Raw genomic sequence first — 14,545 nt, forward strand, 5'->3', positions numbered from 1 at the left:
TCAATCTCACTGGGAAGAATCCTGAGGAGCGCGCCTGACGTGCACGTGTCCCCCGCTGGGGAACGGCGGGCGAGCCGGGACGACCTCTTCCAGGACGTAGCCGCACTTCTGTGCCACGCGGCACGACGCGTGGTTGTCCACCAGGTGGAGCAGTTTGAGGAAGTCCAGGCCCTGCCTGGCGAACCTGTCGAAAGCCCAGGTGCTGAGCGACTCGAGAGCCCGGCCGGCGATGCCCCGGCCGCGTGCTTCGCGGGTGGTCCAATAGCCGACCTCGGCGGAGTCTCCGCCGGCGACGAGACCTTTGACCACCACGTTGCCCACGAGACGAGAGCGGCCACGCCCAGGCTCCGGCTCCACGACGGCGAAGCTCAGCCGGTCACCGTCATGCCAGCCTCTCCATTGGAGCTCGATCCACCGCCGGGCGTCCTGCTCGTCGTCGACGTGGAACCTGGTCCAGCGGCGCATGACGGGGTCACGGTAGGCGTCGATCAGTTCAGGGATGTCCTCTTCCGTCCAGAGCCGGAGCAGCAGAGAGGAGCCCTCTTCGTCCGGAGGACCGTGGAGTACGACGGTCATGCGTTGAGGTCGGCGACGTCGTCGAACCGGTCGTTCATGTGAATCTCCTCCGAGAACGATACGGCGATCATCGCATTTCCTCACGACAGACGACCGGGGCATCCGGACGATCAGGAGGAGTCCTTCACGCAGTCGTCGCCCCGCATGCGGGGACCGGGGACGTCGGGGCGACTGTGCGTGGGGCCCACCAGCAGGCGGACGCTGCCGGCCGACCTGAGCACGCCCTCGTGGACGTACCAGGATCCGGGCACGGTGGCGCGATCACCGTCGGCGGTGACGAAGACCGCGTCGGGCACTCCTCTGGAGCGCAGCAGCGCGATGACCCGGTCCACGCGCTCGCCGCGGAAACCGGTGCAGTGCAGCGGTTCCCCGGGGGCGTCGACGGACGCGATCAGGGTGTACTGCTCGCCCTCCCGCCCCCGGCGTCCGAGTGTGATGTCGATCTTCTTCGTATAGCCGACGGGGATCCTCAGGCCGATCGCACAGGGAAAGTCCGCTGTGAGGCAGCCGTCGATGGTCTCGATCGCGTCCTTACGGCGTCCCCCCTCCGAGGTCCGCTCGCCGCCGGTACGCACCGTGCCCTCCCAGATGCGGCCGACCAGACTCGGCGACGCGGGGACCAGGCGCAGCGAGACGTTCAGCCCGAGGCCACGAAGCTGTTCCTGGTACACCTCGGGATCGGCGTAGAGGTCCCTCACCATGACGACGTAGAAGCCGTTCTCCTGCCTGATGTCGAGCGCGGCGGCGGCCGGGCCCGCGCCCAGGCCGAGGAACCCCGGCCCGGCCAGGCCGAGCGCGGCGACGAGCGCGGCCACGACGGACAGGCCCCAGCGCCTCCACCGGCGCGGGCTCCCGACCCCCGGCTCGGCCCCGGCGGTCTCGGGCTCCTCCACCGCGTGCGACGTGATCTCCTCGAACAGTTCCCGGGCCCCCGTGGTCATCCCCGGGCCCGGCGCGGGGGCGGTTCCCGCGAGCAGGTGGTCGATGTCGCGTCTCATGACGTTCCCTTCGCCGGCTCGGTGGCGCGTACGCCGTAGGTGGCAAGGTCGGATCCGACGAGTTTCAGGTTGCGCGCCAGCCGTCGGCGCGCGCGGTGGAGGCGGAGGCGCACGGCGCCTCGGGAGCAGCCCAGCAAGGTGGCGATCTCGGCCGTGTCCAGGCCTTCCCAGCCGACCAGGGCCAGCAGCTCGCGGTCCCGCTCTCCGAGCAGCCGGAACGCCCGGCGTACGGCGTCGCGGTCGTGGCCGGGGGTGGGGGCGGGGTCCTGCCAGGCGGTGAGCTCCGCCCGGAGCCGGGTGGCGAGCGCCGTGCGCCGGGACGCGCCGCGCCGCTGGTTGGCGAGCACCCGCCGGGCCACGCCGTACAGCCAGAGCCTGGCCTCCCGCCCCTCGGGAAGCTCGTCGATGCGCCGCCACGCCGTGGTGAACGTCTCGGCGATGGCGTCCGCGGCGTCGTCGGGAGAGCCGGTGCGCCGCCACACGTAGGTCAGGAGGTCGGAGTAGTGCGCCTCGTAGATCTCCTCGAAAAGCCTTCTGCGATCCGGGGGGCCCATGCGGCCGTCCTTCCTGTGGGAGGTCGTCGGCCCCGCACATGTCCGGCTCACCCGGACGCGTTTCAGGCTTTTTCCGGCTCAGGGCACCACGGCCTTCGAGACCAGCCGGTCTTCGCGGAAGCACAGCCGGTAGGCGAGCCGGTCGGCGTTCTTCACCGTGTAGTACAGGCAGTCCTGTCCCTCGGGCGGGACCGGCGCTCCGTCCGGCGGCCCGTCCCTGGTGAACACGGGAAGCCCGGACCGCACGTCGTCACGCGGATCACCCACGTGCAGCCCTTCGTACGTCTCCCGGTCGAGGACCGAGAGGGACGAGCCGACGAAGCCGAGAGGGACCATGATCAGGGCGATCACGGCGAGCACCGCCACGGGCACCCCGGCCGCCTCCACCAGCCGCCGCCGCACCCGCCGCCGGGCGAGGGCCAGCTCCCCGGCGGCGGCGTGGGTGCCCGCACGCCCCTCCTCGGACTCCGGAACCAGGGGGTTCCCGTCACGTCCGGCGATCGGAACTTCGGCCCAGACCTCGAAACCGCCCGCCGGGGTCGGACCGCTGCGCAGGGTCCCGCCCGCGAACCGGACCCGCTCGTCGAGCCCCACCAGCCCGGACCCTCCCGGCGCGGCCCCGGGCGGCACCCGTCCGGGCGCGCTCACCGCCGGGGCGGCGTCGTTCACCACGCGTACCCCGAACGCGGTCTCGTCCCGTACGAGCCGGACGCGCACGGTCGCGCCAGGGGCGTGCCTGGCGGCGTTCGTCAGGGCTTCCTGGAGCACGCGGCGGACGGCGAGCGCCGCCATCGGGGGCAGGCCGTCGGTGTCGCTCGTCTGCTCGACGACGACCGGGATGCCCGAGTCGCGGGCGCGCTCGACGAGGCCCTCCACGCTCTCCTCCCGGGGCGGCACGAGGGAGTCGTCCTCCCGCAGCACGCCGATGATCTCCCGGAGCCGGTGCGTGGCCTCCGCCGCGGCCTCACGCAGCTCCCGTACGGCGTCGCGCTGCCGCGCGTCGAGCCCGGGATCCAGTTCGAGGACTCCGGCGCGCACCGCGAGGAGCGTCAGGTCGTGACCGAGCGAGTCGTGCATGTCTCCGGCGATGCGGGCTCTCTCCCGGGTCCGGGCGCGGTCCGCGACGGCCCGCTGTTCACGCTCCATCCGGTCGGCGAGGCGCCAGCCCGTGTCCACCAGTTCGGCGTACTGGCGATGCCAGCGGCCGGCCAGCCACGGCAGCACCACCGCGAGCAGCAACGTGAGGAGCTGGGTGGGCCAGCCCCACAGGTCACGCAGGACGAGGGCGGACAGCGGCAGCCCGGAGAGGGCGACGGCGGCGAAGAACCACAGGGCCGCGCGCCCGCTCTCGGCCCGGCGCCCGGCCAGGTAACCGAACAGCGCCAGCGCCGCCCACGTCCAGTACAGAGGAGTCAGCATCCGCGCGTCCAGCGCCAGCGTCAGCGCCACCGGCACGGCGAGCGCGATCAGCGGCCGGGCGCGTCCCAGCGCGGTCGCGACGGCGAACGACGGGACACCCGCGATCAGCGGTGTCAGGGTCCGCCCGTCGGGGTCCAGCGCCGCCGCGGCCGGTGGCACGCACACCGCCGCCCACAGCGCGAGGTCCTGGAGCCGGGGCGTCCGCACGGCTCAGGGCCTCCGATCGGCCGGCGCGCCGGGTGCGGCGGGCACGAGACCCGCCTCGTACGCCAGGATCGCGGCCTGGACCCGGTTCCTCAGGCCGAGGCGGGTGAGGATCTGGCTGACGTATCCCTTGACCGTCCCCTCCACGAGGTGCAGCCGCCGGGCGATCTCGGCGTTGGACAGCGCGGCCCCGACCAGCGCGAGCACCTCGCGCTCCCGCTCGGTCAGCTCGTCCAGGCGGTCGCGGGCGGTTCCCGGCACGCCGTGGGGGCGCGTACGGAGGCGGGCGATCACCTGGCGGGTGACGGCAGGGGAGAGGTACGCGCCGCCGGCGGCCACGGCACGGACCCCCGCGATGAGTTCCCGGGGATCGCCCGACTTGAGCAGGAACCCGGAGGCCCCGGAGCCGAGCGCGCTCGTCACGTACTCGTCCTCGTTGAACGTCGTGAGCATCACGACCGCGATCTCGGGGAGGACGCGCCGCAGCTCGGCGGCCGCTCCGAGCCCGTCGAGCCGCGGCATCCGCACGTCGAGCAGGCAGATGTCCGGGCGGTGCCGCAGGGCGAGGTCCACGGCCTCGCGCCCGTCGGCCGCCTCGGCGGTCACGTCGATGTCGCCGGCCGTGCCGAGGATGCTCCTGATGCCGGCCCGGATCAGCGCCTCGTCGTCCGCCAGCAGGACCCGGATCATGTCTGACCTCATGACGGGGACGCTACCGAAGCGCGCGGCGGGCGAGCACGGTGCGGGTGAGCACGGTGCGGGTGAGGCGGGCGACCACGACGGCGACGGCGGCCAGCGCCCCGGTGGCGGCCCAGACGTACAGCGCGGGCCAGACATACGTCAGCTGGTCCAGCGTGCCCACCCGGTTCAGCAACAGCCCGGCCAGGTCCGCGAGCCCGAGATAGAGCGCGAGAGGCAGCGCGTACGGGACCAGCCGCGCGGCGAGCCGCCATGCGGGCCTGCCCGTACGGCGGCGCGCCCAGCCGCCGGAGCGCAGCACCCCCGCCGCGCCGAGCGCGAGGTTGAGCAGCGACAGGCCGGCCAGCCAGTAGTCCGCCGACATCGTGAAGGGCGCCGCGTCCGTGTCCGGCCTGCCCTCGATCATCCCGGTGACGCCGTCGCTGATGATCAACGCGTCGTCCCCGGAGACCATGCCGGTGTTCGTGACGACGGCGATGCCGTACCCGCTCGCGGGCAGGATCGTCTGGGCCGAGTTGTGCGTCAGCAGCCAGCCGGTGTGCCGCAGCATGGGGGCTCCCCCGCCGGTCCGGCCGGCCGACCAGCCCATGCCGTACGTGCTGCCGCCCACGCCCGAGGGGGCCTGAGCCGTCCTGACGGTGCCCGGCGGGAGGACGTGACCCGCGCCGTCCTGCGTGATGAGCCATTTGGCCATGTCGTTGGCGGTGCTGACGACTCCGTAGGAGCCGTTGACGAACCACTTCGGATGCGCACGCCCGATCAGCCGGCCGTACGCCCGGACGTACCCGGCGCCCGCGCCGGGGAACTCCTCCGTCGTGTTCACCGTCCGGGTGGACGTCATGCCGAGCGGGGTGAGCACCGCGGCGGCCAGGCAGTCGGCGAACGGCTTCCCGGACACCACCTCGGCCAGCCGCGCGGCGACCGCGTAGTTGGGGTTGTGATAGATCATCCGGGTGCCCGGCGTCGCGGCGAGCGGGGCGTTCCCGAGCATCGCGACGGCGCTTTCAAGGTCGTCCGGCGCGGGGAGCGTCAGTTCGGGAAAGGTCCGGTCGCTCATGCCCGAGGTCTGCTGGAGCAGTTGCCGCACGGTGATCGCACCGGCCCGGGGATCGGCCATCGTGAAGTCCGGCAGGTACCGCCGCACCGGGGCGTCCAGGTCGATCCTGCCCTCGTCGGCGAGGCGGAGCACCACCAGGGCGGTGAACGACTTGGAAATCGAGGCGAGCGGCATCGGCGTGTCCGCGGTGATCGCCTCGCCGCCCGCCGTGTGACCGTGCCCGGCGGCGTACACCACCCGATCGCCGTGGACGACCGTAACCATCGCGCCGGGCAGGCCGGTCCGCCGCATGTACGACCGCACGTAGTGGTCGATCGCCGCCGGTGTCACCTCGCCCGGCCGCTCGGCGACGGCTCCCGCCGCGGTGCTCGCCGTCGCCGCCGCTGTCCCCAGCGCCGTCCCCGCCGTCAGTGTCGCCAGCAGGCCGGCGACCGCGGCGATTCTCCGTGTCCGCACCGTCTTCTCCCCGATCTCTCACGTGTACGCAGGTCACGTACGGTATGAGCCCTCAGGGGGGCGGCACAGCGGACGATCGGAAGGTCTCTCACCCGACTTTCGTCAGGTGTTCAACGGCGCCACAGGCGGCGGAGGAAGGAGCGCCTGGCCGGGGCCGGCGGGGGAGCGGGTTCCCTCTCCGCGGCCTGGTCGGCGACCGGGCGGGCGGCCCGCCATCCGGCGGCGACCTCGTCCACGTCGATGAGCGGCTGCACGACCGGTGGGCCCGACAGGGGCCTGTGGTAGCTCTCGCGGATCCTGTCGTTCATCTCCTCGGCGATCCGGCGCGCCTCGGTCTCGGTCCGCGCGCCCAGCGCCGCCGCCCTGGCCTCCTCGGCCTCCTTGCGCAGCGCCAGCGTCTCCGGCAGCGGGAACGACAGGTTCTCCGCACGCATCTTCTGCTTGATCCACCACATCTCGTCGTACGGCTCGCCCGCGCCGGGGATGGGCTTGCCGGTGCCCGGCAGGTTGTCGAACTCCCCGCGCTCGGCGGCCTCGCGGATCTGCCGGTCGATCCACGACTCGAAGCTCGTCCCGAGGGGTCTGCGGTCCGTCACGGCCTCACCTCGCACGGTCTCGTACGGTCTCGCACGGTACGGTCGGCATCCTCCCCGCAGGATAACCGGCGCTCGGCCGGCCGCCCGCGCCGCCGTTCGCCTCACGGCATCGTCTCGTGGCCGGGCTGCCCGGGGGTGCGGCGCTGCTGCTTGAGCTCCGCCTCGAAGAGATGGCGGCGGCCGCCGGCCAGCTCGTCACGCGCCTGTCGCTCCAGCTCCTGGAAGAGCGTGTAGTAGCCGTCGTCGTACTCCTCCACGATCTGGAAGGTCCAGCGCCCCTGGAGGACGTTGCGGCCGATGAGCTCGCGTTCGATCCGGTCGGCCCACTTGTCGTGCCCGGCCTGGCGCAGCAGGCGTACGGCGTCGTCCAGCTCGAAGTCCGCTGTGCCGGTGAGCTGGTGGAAGGCGTACAGGTGGCCCCTGGCGCGGTGGATCGTCTCCAGCGCCTTGCTGAGCCTGCCCAGCGCGTCGACGGTGACGTCGTCGAGACCGGGTGGCCGGCGGTGGCCCGGATCGGGCCGGGCAGGGAGGTCCTCACGGGATTCGTCGCGTTCGGTCATGTCCCCACCGCTACCCGCCGCACCCGCCTCTCTACCGGCGTCTCTACCGGCGTCTCTGCCGGTCACGACGCGGCGTCATCCGGAGGCGCGGATCACGGCGAGCACGCGGGACAGGTCGCGTGACGACAGCAGGAGCTTGTACATGATCGCGGCCTCGAACAGCAGCAGCAGGGCCGCCGCGCCGATGGTCACCGGTACGATCGCGCCCGTCATGGGCCCGACGATGAACACCGCCATCTGGAACTCGATGCCGCTCATCAGATGGGTACGGACCCGGTGCGCGCGCAGCCACTCGCGTAGCCGCGGATACCAGGAGAAACGGGTGCGGAACTCCTCCTGCAGGTCCACGGCCGCGGCCAGGCGGACCCTGATCTCGTCCGGGTCGTCCTCGGGGTCCTCGCGCAGCAGCGCCCGCGGAAGGGGCGCGGGGCCGCCGGACGACTCGCAGTAGGCCCGCCGCACCCTGCGCCGCATCTCCCGGCGGACCTTCGCGATCTGCAGGGCGTCGACGTAGCGGAGCATGTCGAGGAACACCACCGTGATGCCCAGCAGCGGGTAGACGTCCTCGCCGGTCACGCGGTACTGCCCCCACACCAGCGCGACGGTGCAGGTCAGCACCCTGATCCGGTCGAAGACGTAGTCGAGCCAGCCGCCGAGGACGGTGCCCGTCCCCTTGAGCCGGGCGATCTTCCCGTCCATGCAGTCGAGGACGAAGCTCAGGTGGTAGAGCACGGCCCCCGCGACCAGCCACGCCCACTCCGCCCGCAGGAAGCACCAGGCCGACCCGAGGCCGAGGGCGAACGCGCCCCAGGTGATCTGGTTGGGGGTGACGGACGTGCGGTTGGCGGTTCCGACGACCAGCCGGCCGGCCAGGGGATCCACCAGGAACACGGTCCACCAGGCGTCCCGCGCCTTGTACGTCTGCGAGCGTACGTCTTGGAATGTGAACGTCATTTCGGGGGGCTTTCTGGTTGTCCGGCAAGTCGCGGGAGAAATGTCAGAATTCGTCGTCCAGGCCGAGCGCGTGCGAGTCGTCGCCCGGACGCGGGTCGCCGGCGCCGAGCAGGGCGACCGTCGGCAGGAGAAGAGTCCTGAGCATGTCCATGCCCTCAGGTCGGCATTTCTTCGGAATTCCTTCGGTGTTCTTTTTCCCGCGACTCATCAAAGCACCCGTCGGCCGCCTTCCGCGACTTTTTCCCGGGGTGCCCGGGCATGCGAAATCACTTAATAGTGATAAATCTGGATTTAAGCGGCCGGGCGCGTGAGGCCGGCGTCAGGGCGGCTCAGACCGGTCCGCCGACGCCCCGGGCGAGGGGAGCGCGCCAGCCGTACCGCATGGCGAGGATGCGGAGCGCGAAGGCGAGCACGGCCGAGGAGAGGGTGGCGGCGAATCCGCGGATGTCCAGCGCGTACAGGACGGCCATCGCCGTCGAGCCGAGCATCGCCGGCACGGCGTAGAGCTGGCGGTCGTAGAGCAGGGTCGGCATCTCGCCGGACAGGACGTCGCGGATGACACCGCCGCCGACCGCCGTGCAGACGCCGAGCAGCACGGCGTGCAGCGGCGAGAGGCCGTACGCCAGCGCCTTGGCGGTGCCGACCGCGCAGAACAGGCCGAGGCCCGCCGCGTCGAAGACCAGCACGCCGGGCATCGCCCGCTCGACCTGCGGATGCCAGAAGAAGGCGATGGCGGTGGCCGCGATCGGCACGAGGAGATATCCGGTGTCCCGGAAGGCGGCGGGCTGCACGCCGATGAACAGGTCGCGCGTGATCCCGCCGCCGACGGCGGTGAAGAACGCCAGCACCGCCATGCCGACCACGTCGAGCCGTTTGCGTACGCCCTGCAGCGCGCCGGAAAGGGCGAAGACGAAGATTCCGGCGAGGTCGAGGGCGGGAGTCACAGGTGTGGAGTCTCCCACACGGCTCTCACGCGGCTCTCAGTGGCCGACAGGCCTACCTGGGGTGCGTCACCCCTCCAGGCCGCCCGAGGTCGGGGAGGGGGACGCGGAGGGGGCCGGGGAACCGGCCGGCAGGGCGCTGCCGCGCTTCCACTGGGTCCAGTTCAGCTGCCAGTAGCTCCAGCCGTTGCGCCAGTCGAGCTTGCGCTTGGTGCCGGTGACCTGGACGACGTCGCCGCGCTGGCTGATGCCGTAGAACCACTTGGCCCCGGCGGGGGTGGCCCGCACGCAGCCGTGGCTCTGGTTCGACTTGCCGAGGAACTGGTAGTCGCCCGCGCTCTGGTGGACGTACTCGCCGCTGTCGGAGATCCGGACCGCCCAGGGGATCTCCAGCTTGTAGTAGAGCGGGTCCTTCGGGTCGGTGACGCCGAGCCAGGACGAGGTCATCGTCTCGACCCGCTTCTTGCCCATGGCCAGGTGGACGCCGCTGGTCGTCAGGTAGACGTCGACGCCGTTCTTGACCAGGCCGCCGCGGCCCGCGCTGATCGGGATCGTCTTGGCGAGCTTGCCGTCGCGGCGGACCTTCATCACGTGCTTCTTCGTGTCGACGACCGCGATGTTGGCGGTGCCGACCGCGAAGCGGCGCGAGACGTCCTTGGCGGCCTCGTTGCCGGGGATCCGGCTCAGCAGGGCCTTGAAGAGCACCTTCTGGTGCGGCTTCCAGTACGTCTTGGTCCGGTAGACGACCTTGCGGTCGGAGACCCAGCGCCACGCGCCCTCGACCGGCTTCTCGGCCTGGACCAGCAGCACGGACTCCGCGGCCGCCCGGTCGCGTACGGCCCGGTCGAAGGTGACGATGATCGGGAACCCGACGCCGACCCGCTCGACCTTCTCGCCCATCGGCGTGATGTCGGCGATGCCCAGCTTCGGCTTGCCCGCCCTGCGCGCCGTCCTGGACGCCGCGTGCGGTGCGAGCCCGGCGGCGGTCCCGGTGGCTTCGGTGGCCGGCGCGGCCGGAGTCTGTGTGGCCGCGGTCTGTGCCGCCGCGGTCTGTGCTGCTTCGGTCTGTGGGGCTGTGCCTTCCGCCGAGCAGGCCGTTGCGACGGCGATGGCGGCGACGGTCAGTGTGACGTGGGCCGCCCGCCGGAGGATGTTCACGGTCTACTCCTCAAAGAGGGTTTCACTGCGATTTGCACTCTCTTGGAACGTATGAAAAGCCGGTTTTGTGCGTCCGAGACCATAACGATCAAGTAACTGTCGGGGCCGGGCGATACGGTCGGCGCATGTGTTGTCAGAGGGGCCGCAGTGGGGGCCGCCGTGGTTGAGCGCGCTTACGGCAGACAGGCTCCGCCCACGGAGCGCACGGTCGAGTCCGAGGACTGGGACAGCCGGGACCTGTCGGGGGAGAGCCACCGCAGGGTGGAGTTCACCGACGTCGACATGACCGAGGCGTCGAGCCGGGGCGCGGAGTTCTTCGAGTGCGTCTTCCGGGACGTGCGGTTCAACGTGTCCACGCACACCGACTCCGCATTCGTGAGCTGCACGTTCGTCCGGTGCTCGTTCTTCGACGCCACCTTCACGGGGTGCAAGCTCGTCGGCAGCGTCTTCGAGCGCTGCGGCCACGACCTCATGAAGGTGGAGGGCGGCGACTGGTCGCTGACCGCCCTGCCCGGCGCGGACCTGCGCCGCGCGTCCCTGACCGGCGTGCGGATGCGCGAGGCCGACCTGACCGGAGCCAACTGCGCCGGGGCGACGATCCGCGGGGTGGACCTGTCCGGCGCGTGGCTGCACCGGGCCGACTTCTCCCGCTGCGACCTGCGCGGCAGCGACCTGTCCGCGCTCGATCCGCGCACGGCCGAGATCGCGGGCGCCGTCGTCGACCCGAATCAGGCGATCGTCGTCGCCACGTCGCTCGGCCTGGAGGTGCGCTGACGGGAAGTCCGGGAACCGTGGTGATAACCGTACGCACCGGGGGGTAGAGCGACCACGTCGCACGAGTCACGGGAGGAGACCGGGGTGCGGGACAGGGATCGCTGGGTGCTGACCGACGGGGAGTGGACGGCGAGCGCGAGCGAGCGTGACCGCACGGTCGCCGACCCCGCGACCGGGGAGCCGCTGGGCGACTTCCCCGCAGGCTGCGCCGAGGACGTGGAGCGCGCCGTCGACTCGGCCCGCCGCGCCCAGGCGGCCTGGGCCCGTACGGCGCCCGCCGAACGGGCGGCGTGCCTGCACCGGATCGCCGACCGGATCGAGGCCCGCGCGGACGAGCTCGCCGAACTGGTGACCAGGGAGATGGGCAAGCCGATCGGCGACAGCCGCGGCGGCGTGGCGGCCGGCGCCGGCACGCTCAGGCAGTACGCCGAGCTGGGGCCGCTGCACCGGGGGCGCAGCCTGCAGGGCGGCTGGGACGCCACCGACCTCATGGTGCACGAGCCGCGCGGCGTCGTGGCGGTGATCACGCCGTGGAACGACCCGGTGGCCATCGCCTGCGGGCTCGTCGGGGCGGCCGTCGTGACCGGCAACACGGTCGTCCACAAGCCGTCCGAGCGCACGCCGCACACGGGGGCGCTGCTCGCCGGGCTGATGGCGGAGGAGCTGCCGCCGGGCGTGCTGACCATGGTGCCGGGCGACCGGCACGCGGGGGAGGCGCTGGCCGCGCATCCGGGGATCGACCTCGTCGCGCACGTCGGCTCGACCGCCGCGGGCCGCGCCATCGCCGCGGTCGCCGCGCGCACCGGCGCGAAGACCCTGCTGGAGAACGGCGGCAAGGACCCGCTGATCGTGGACGCCGGAGTGGACGCGAAGTGGGCGGCGGGGCAGGCCGCGACCGGCTGCTTCGCCAACGCCGGGCAGATCTGCACCTCGGCCGAGCGCGTCTACGTCCACCGGGACGTCGCCGAGGAGTTCCTCGCGGCACTCGTGCAGCGGGCCGAGGAGCTGCGCATGGGCCCCGGCCTGAACGAGGAGACCACCCTCGGGCCGCTGGTCGACCGGGCGCAGCGCGACATCGTGGACCGGCACGTGCGCGGCGCGATCGAGGCCGGCGCGCGGCTGCTGACGGGCGGGTACGTCCCCGAGGGTCCCGGGGCCTTCTATCCGCCGACCGTCCTGGCCGACTGCACCGAGAACATGGACGTCATGTGGGAGGAGACGTTCGGCCCGGTCGCGGCGGTGCGGGTGGCCGGGTCGTTCGACGAGGCGCTGGAGCTGGCCCGCGAGTCGCGGTACGGCCTCGCCGCGACGGTCCTGACGCCGTCGATGGCCAACGCCCAGCGGGCCTGGCGGGAGCTGCCGGTGGGCACCGTGAAGATCAACGCCGTCTTCGGCGGGGCGCCGGGCGGCGCCGCGCAGCCGCTGCGCGGCAGCGGGCACGGTTTCGGTTACGGCCCCGAGCTGCTCGACGAGATGACCCACACCAAGGTCGTCCACCTCAGTCCGCTGGCCTGAGCTGCCGGCGGGCCGGCGACGCCTCCCCGCTTGACTTCAGGTGCACCTCAACCGGCACTGTTGACCCCATGAACTCAAGTCGGGAGGCCCCGCGATGAGCCTCTTCCTGCACGGCACCGTCGCGGAGATCGAGCAGGTCGCCGAGCGCATGCGCCGCGTTCGCATCGCCGGGCCCGGCCTGCGCGGCCTCACCTGGAAACCGGGCAACCACATCCGGGTACGGGTGGGCGACCCGCGCTCGCCGCGCTCGTGGCTGCGTGGGCTGCTGCGCACCTACTCGATCTGGCAGTACTCGCCCGACGGGCATCTCGACCTGTCCGTCCTCGACCACCCCTCGGCGGGGCCGGGAGCGCTGTGGTCGAGGGAGGTCCGCGTCGCCGATCCGGTCGCGTTCCTCGCCCCGCAGGGCAGGTTCGTCGTGCGCGCGGACGCGCCGTACCACCTCTTCGCCGGGGACGAGACCGCGGCCGGCGCGTTCGGGGCGATGCTGCGCGCCCTGCCTCCGGCCGCGACCGTGTACGGCGCGATCTCCGCGGAGAGCCCCGGGGACCGTCTTCCCCTGGAGCGGGCCGACCGCCTCGGCTGGTCCTACCGGCCGGCCGATCTCGTCGGCGCGATCCGCTCGCTGGACCTCCCCGCCACGCCGGGCGTCGCCTACCTGGCCGGGCAGGTCCGTGACTGCCAGGCGGTGCGCGACCATCTCGTCCGGGAACGCGGCTGGTCGCGCGGAGACATCGTGATGAAGCCCTTCTGGGCTCCCGGACGGCGGGGCATGGACTGACGGATATGGATTGACGGGCACGGACTGGCGGGCTCGCCAGGCTTGACCCGACATTGGGCGTGGGCGGCGTGATCGGCGCGGACGCGCTGCCTACCGTCTTCCTCGTAGGGATCCGTGACCTCGGGGGAGACTCATGATCATCTTCTCGGCCGCCGCCGCTCTCGCCGCGACGCTGATCGCCGGACCAGCCACGTTCGCCGACCCCGGGCCGTCCGCGGCCCTCTCCGGCCCCAACGGCGGCACCACCGCTGACAGGACGGGCGGGGAGGCGCCGGCGCAACAGCCCGACACGGTGGTCGGCGACCCCGGATACGGCCCCTCAGGCCCGGACGACAACACCGGGGACGGCACCGGTTACAGCCCGGCGTACGCACCGGCCGCCGGGCCGGCCACTGTGCCAGCCACCGTGCCGGTCGTCGCGCCCGCTTCCTTCACCGGACAGTCCAGCCAGGCCGGCCAGCCCGAGCAGGCCGTCTACCACCTGAAGGGCAAGGACGGCGTGCGGCACGACGTGGTGGTCGTCCCGATCTCGGACGACCCCTCCAAGCCGATCGCGCTGCCCGACTTCGGCTTCCAGAAGTTCAAGGTGACGGACAAGCCGCGCACCCACCGGCCGCGGGCCCACGCGGCGCGGCGGCACCAGGGTAGGAAGCATCACCACGGCGGCAGGGCGCACCGCCGCCGCTGACGTACGCTCCAGCCCGAAAGGCGCCCTCTTCACGAGCCCTTCTCAGGCGCCCCCGTCTCCTGCCGGGCCGCGACGGTGGCCTCGATGCTCCGGCCGAGGAAGCGCCCGATGACCTGGCGCTCCTCCGGGGTGAACTCCTCGAGCGCCGCCGACATCCGCCGTCCGAGCGGTGCGAAGAACCGGCCCGCGAGGGCCGCCGCCTGCTCGTGCATGGCGAGTTCCACCTTGCGCCGGTCGCCGGTGCTCCGATGCCGCGTGAGATGGCCGGCCTGCTCAAGCCGGTTGATCAGGGCGCTGGTGGCGGGCGCGCTCAGGTTGAGCGCCGCGCCCAGTGCCCCGGGGGTCAGCGGCCGCCCCTCGCGTGAGGCGTCCATGATCACAGTGAGCGCGTCGAGGTCCGTGCGGTGCAGTCCGTGGTCGACGGCGAACTGCTCGGCGAACCGGTCCACCTCGACGTTGAGACGCCGCATCAGGTTCATCAGCTCGAAGGGATCGATGGTCTCCTCGGCCACACGCACCACCTCCCGCGTTGCCAACCACCCCCGGCTCCACCTAATCTTTCCACGGTAGAAATATTCCACCGTCTGAAATATTTCACCATGGAAAGAGATGGCG

16 protein-coding genes are annotated in these 14,545 nt (G+C 72.2%); 4 read left to right on the forward strand and 12 right to left on the reverse strand.

Translation table 11 applies throughout. From position 1 onward, the window contains the following. Positions 1-6: 6 nt before the first annotated feature. The 11 genes from HHX40_RS20905 to HHX40_RS20955 form a co-directional block, all read right to left on the reverse strand. Positions 7-576, reverse strand: a complete 570-nt coding sequence (locus HHX40_RS20905; protein WP_182881932.1) for a GNAT family N-acetyltransferase — start codon at positions 574-576, stop codon at positions 7-9. A 110-nt stretch (positions 577-686) separates the two neighbouring features. Beyond that, positions 687-1,574, reverse strand: a complete 888-nt coding sequence (locus HHX40_RS20910) for a hypothetical protein (RefSeq protein ID WP_182881933.1) — start codon at positions 1,572-1,574, stop codon at positions 687-689. Next, complete coding sequence (locus HHX40_RS20915; protein ID WP_182881934.1) at positions 1,571-2,128, reverse strand: RNA polymerase sigma factor; 558 nt, start codon at positions 2,126-2,128, stop codon at positions 1,571-1,573. The genes HHX40_RS20910 and HHX40_RS20915 overlap by 4 nt, the downstream gene beginning before the upstream one ends. A 78-nt stretch (positions 2,129-2,206) precedes the next feature. Further along, the gene (locus HHX40_RS20920) at positions 2,207-3,754 is read right to left on the reverse strand and encodes a sensor histidine kinase (protein ID WP_182881935.1); all 1,548 of its coding nucleotides are present in this window, start codon (positions 3,752-3,754) and stop codon (positions 2,207-2,209) included. Positions 3,755-3,757: 3 nt separating this feature from the next. Next, complete coding sequence (locus tag HHX40_RS20925; protein WP_182882041.1) at positions 3,758-4,441, reverse strand: response regulator; 684 nt, start codon at positions 4,439-4,441, stop codon at positions 3,758-3,760. A gap of 22 nt (positions 4,442-4,463) precedes the next feature. Then, complete coding sequence (locus HHX40_RS20930; RefSeq protein WP_182881936.1) at positions 4,464-5,963, reverse strand: serine hydrolase domain-containing protein; 1,500 nt, start codon at positions 5,961-5,963, stop codon at positions 4,464-4,466. 110 nt (positions 5,964-6,073) lie between these two features. Further along, positions 6,074-6,559, reverse strand: coding sequence for a DUF1992 domain-containing protein (locus tag HHX40_RS20935; protein ID WP_182881937.1), 486 nt, complete (start codon positions 6,557-6,559; stop codon positions 6,074-6,076). A gap of 101 nt (positions 6,560-6,660) precedes the next feature. After that, entirely contained in the window at positions 6,661-7,119 is a 459-nt protein-coding gene (locus tag HHX40_RS20940) for a hypothetical protein (protein ID WP_117409234.1), read from the reverse strand. Between the two features lie 75 nt (positions 7,120-7,194). Beyond that, positions 7,195-8,073, reverse strand: coding sequence for a CDP-alcohol phosphatidyltransferase family protein (locus HHX40_RS20945; RefSeq protein ID WP_182881938.1), 879 nt, complete (start codon positions 8,071-8,073; stop codon positions 7,195-7,197). Positions 8,074-8,402: 329 nt separating this feature from the next. Continuing rightward, complete coding sequence (locus tag HHX40_RS37795) at positions 8,403-9,017, reverse strand: trimeric intracellular cation channel family protein (protein ID WP_138459579.1); 615 nt, start codon at positions 9,015-9,017, stop codon at positions 8,403-8,405. 66 nt (positions 9,018-9,083) lie between these two features. Next, entirely contained in the window at positions 9,084-10,172 is a 1,089-nt protein-coding gene (locus HHX40_RS20955) for a L,D-transpeptidase (RefSeq protein ID WP_182881939.1), read from the reverse strand. 159 nt (positions 10,173-10,331) lie between these two features. Between HHX40_RS20955 and HHX40_RS20960 the strand changes: the two genes are divergently transcribed. The 4 genes from HHX40_RS20960 to HHX40_RS20975 all read left to right on the forward strand — a co-directional run bounded on the left by HHX40_RS20960 (position 10,332) and on the right by HHX40_RS20975 (position 13,930). Continuing rightward, a complete protein-coding gene (locus HHX40_RS20960; protein ID WP_182881940.1) occupies positions 10,332-10,946 on the forward strand; it encodes a pentapeptide repeat-containing protein in 615 nt (204 codons plus the stop codon). 84 nt (positions 10,947-11,030) lie between these two features. Continuing rightward, positions 11,031-12,461 carry an aldehyde dehydrogenase family protein gene (locus tag HHX40_RS20965; RefSeq protein WP_220499367.1) on the forward strand — a complete coding sequence of 477 codons (1,431 nt, stop codon included), beginning with the start codon at positions 11,031-11,033 and terminating at the stop codon, positions 12,459-12,461. A gap of 94 nt (positions 12,462-12,555) precedes the next feature. Then, positions 12,556-13,242 (forward strand): siderophore-interacting protein, encoded by a 687-nt coding sequence (locus tag HHX40_RS20970; protein ID WP_182881941.1) that lies wholly within the window; start codon positions 12,556-12,558, stop codon positions 13,240-13,242. Between the two features lie 133 nt (positions 13,243-13,375). Next, positions 13,376-13,930: a hypothetical protein gene (locus HHX40_RS20975; protein WP_182881942.1), complete on the forward strand. Its 555-nt coding sequence runs from the start codon at positions 13,376-13,378 to the stop codon at positions 13,928-13,930. A 29-nt stretch (positions 13,931-13,959) separates the two neighbouring features. Here HHX40_RS20975 and HHX40_RS20980 read toward each other — a convergent pair whose 3' ends face one another. Continuing rightward, positions 13,960-14,442 (reverse strand): MarR family winged helix-turn-helix transcriptional regulator, encoded by a 483-nt coding sequence (locus tag HHX40_RS20980; protein ID WP_220499368.1) that lies wholly within the window; start codon positions 14,440-14,442, stop codon positions 13,960-13,962. Positions 14,443-14,545: the final 103 nt, after the last annotated feature.

The sequence above is a fragment of the Microbispora sp. H10949 genome (assembly GCF_014161435.1).
Taxonomy (GTDB): Bacteria; Actinomycetota; Actinomycetes; order Streptosporangiales; family Streptosporangiaceae; genus Microbispora; species Microbispora triticiradicis.

Excerpts from the sequence above, each read along its gene's own strand:
- HHX40_RS20905 (WP_182881932.1), bottom strand. The coding sequence starts at position 576 with ATGACCGTCGTACTCCACGGTCCTCCGGACGAAGAGGGCTCCTCTCTG.
- HHX40_RS20910 (WP_182881933.1), bottom strand. The coding sequence starts at position 1,574 with ATGAGACGCGACATCGACCACCTGCTCGCGGGAACCGCCCCCGCGCCG.
- HHX40_RS20915 (WP_182881934.1), bottom strand. The coding sequence starts at position 2,128 with ATGGGCCCCCCGGATCGCAGAAGGCTTTTCGAGGAGATCTACGAGGCG.
- HHX40_RS20925 (WP_182882041.1), bottom strand. The coding sequence starts at position 4,441 with ATGATCCGGGTCCTGCTGGCGGACGACGAGGCGCTGATCCGGGCCGGC.
- HHX40_RS20940 (WP_117409234.1), bottom strand. The coding sequence starts at position 7,119 with ATGACCGAACGCGACGAATCCCGTGAGGACCTCCCTGCCCGGCCCGAT.
- HHX40_RS20945 (WP_182881938.1), bottom strand. The coding sequence starts at position 8,073 with ATGACGTTCACATTCCAAGACGTACGCTCGCAGACGTACAAGGCGCGG.
- HHX40_RS20970 (WP_182881941.1), top strand. The coding sequence starts at position 12,556 with ATGAGCCTCTTCCTGCACGGCACCGTCGCGGAGATCGAGCAGGTCGCC.
- HHX40_RS20975 (WP_182881942.1), top strand. The coding sequence starts at position 13,376 with ATGATCATCTTCTCGGCCGCCGCCGCTCTCGCCGCGACGCTGATCGCC.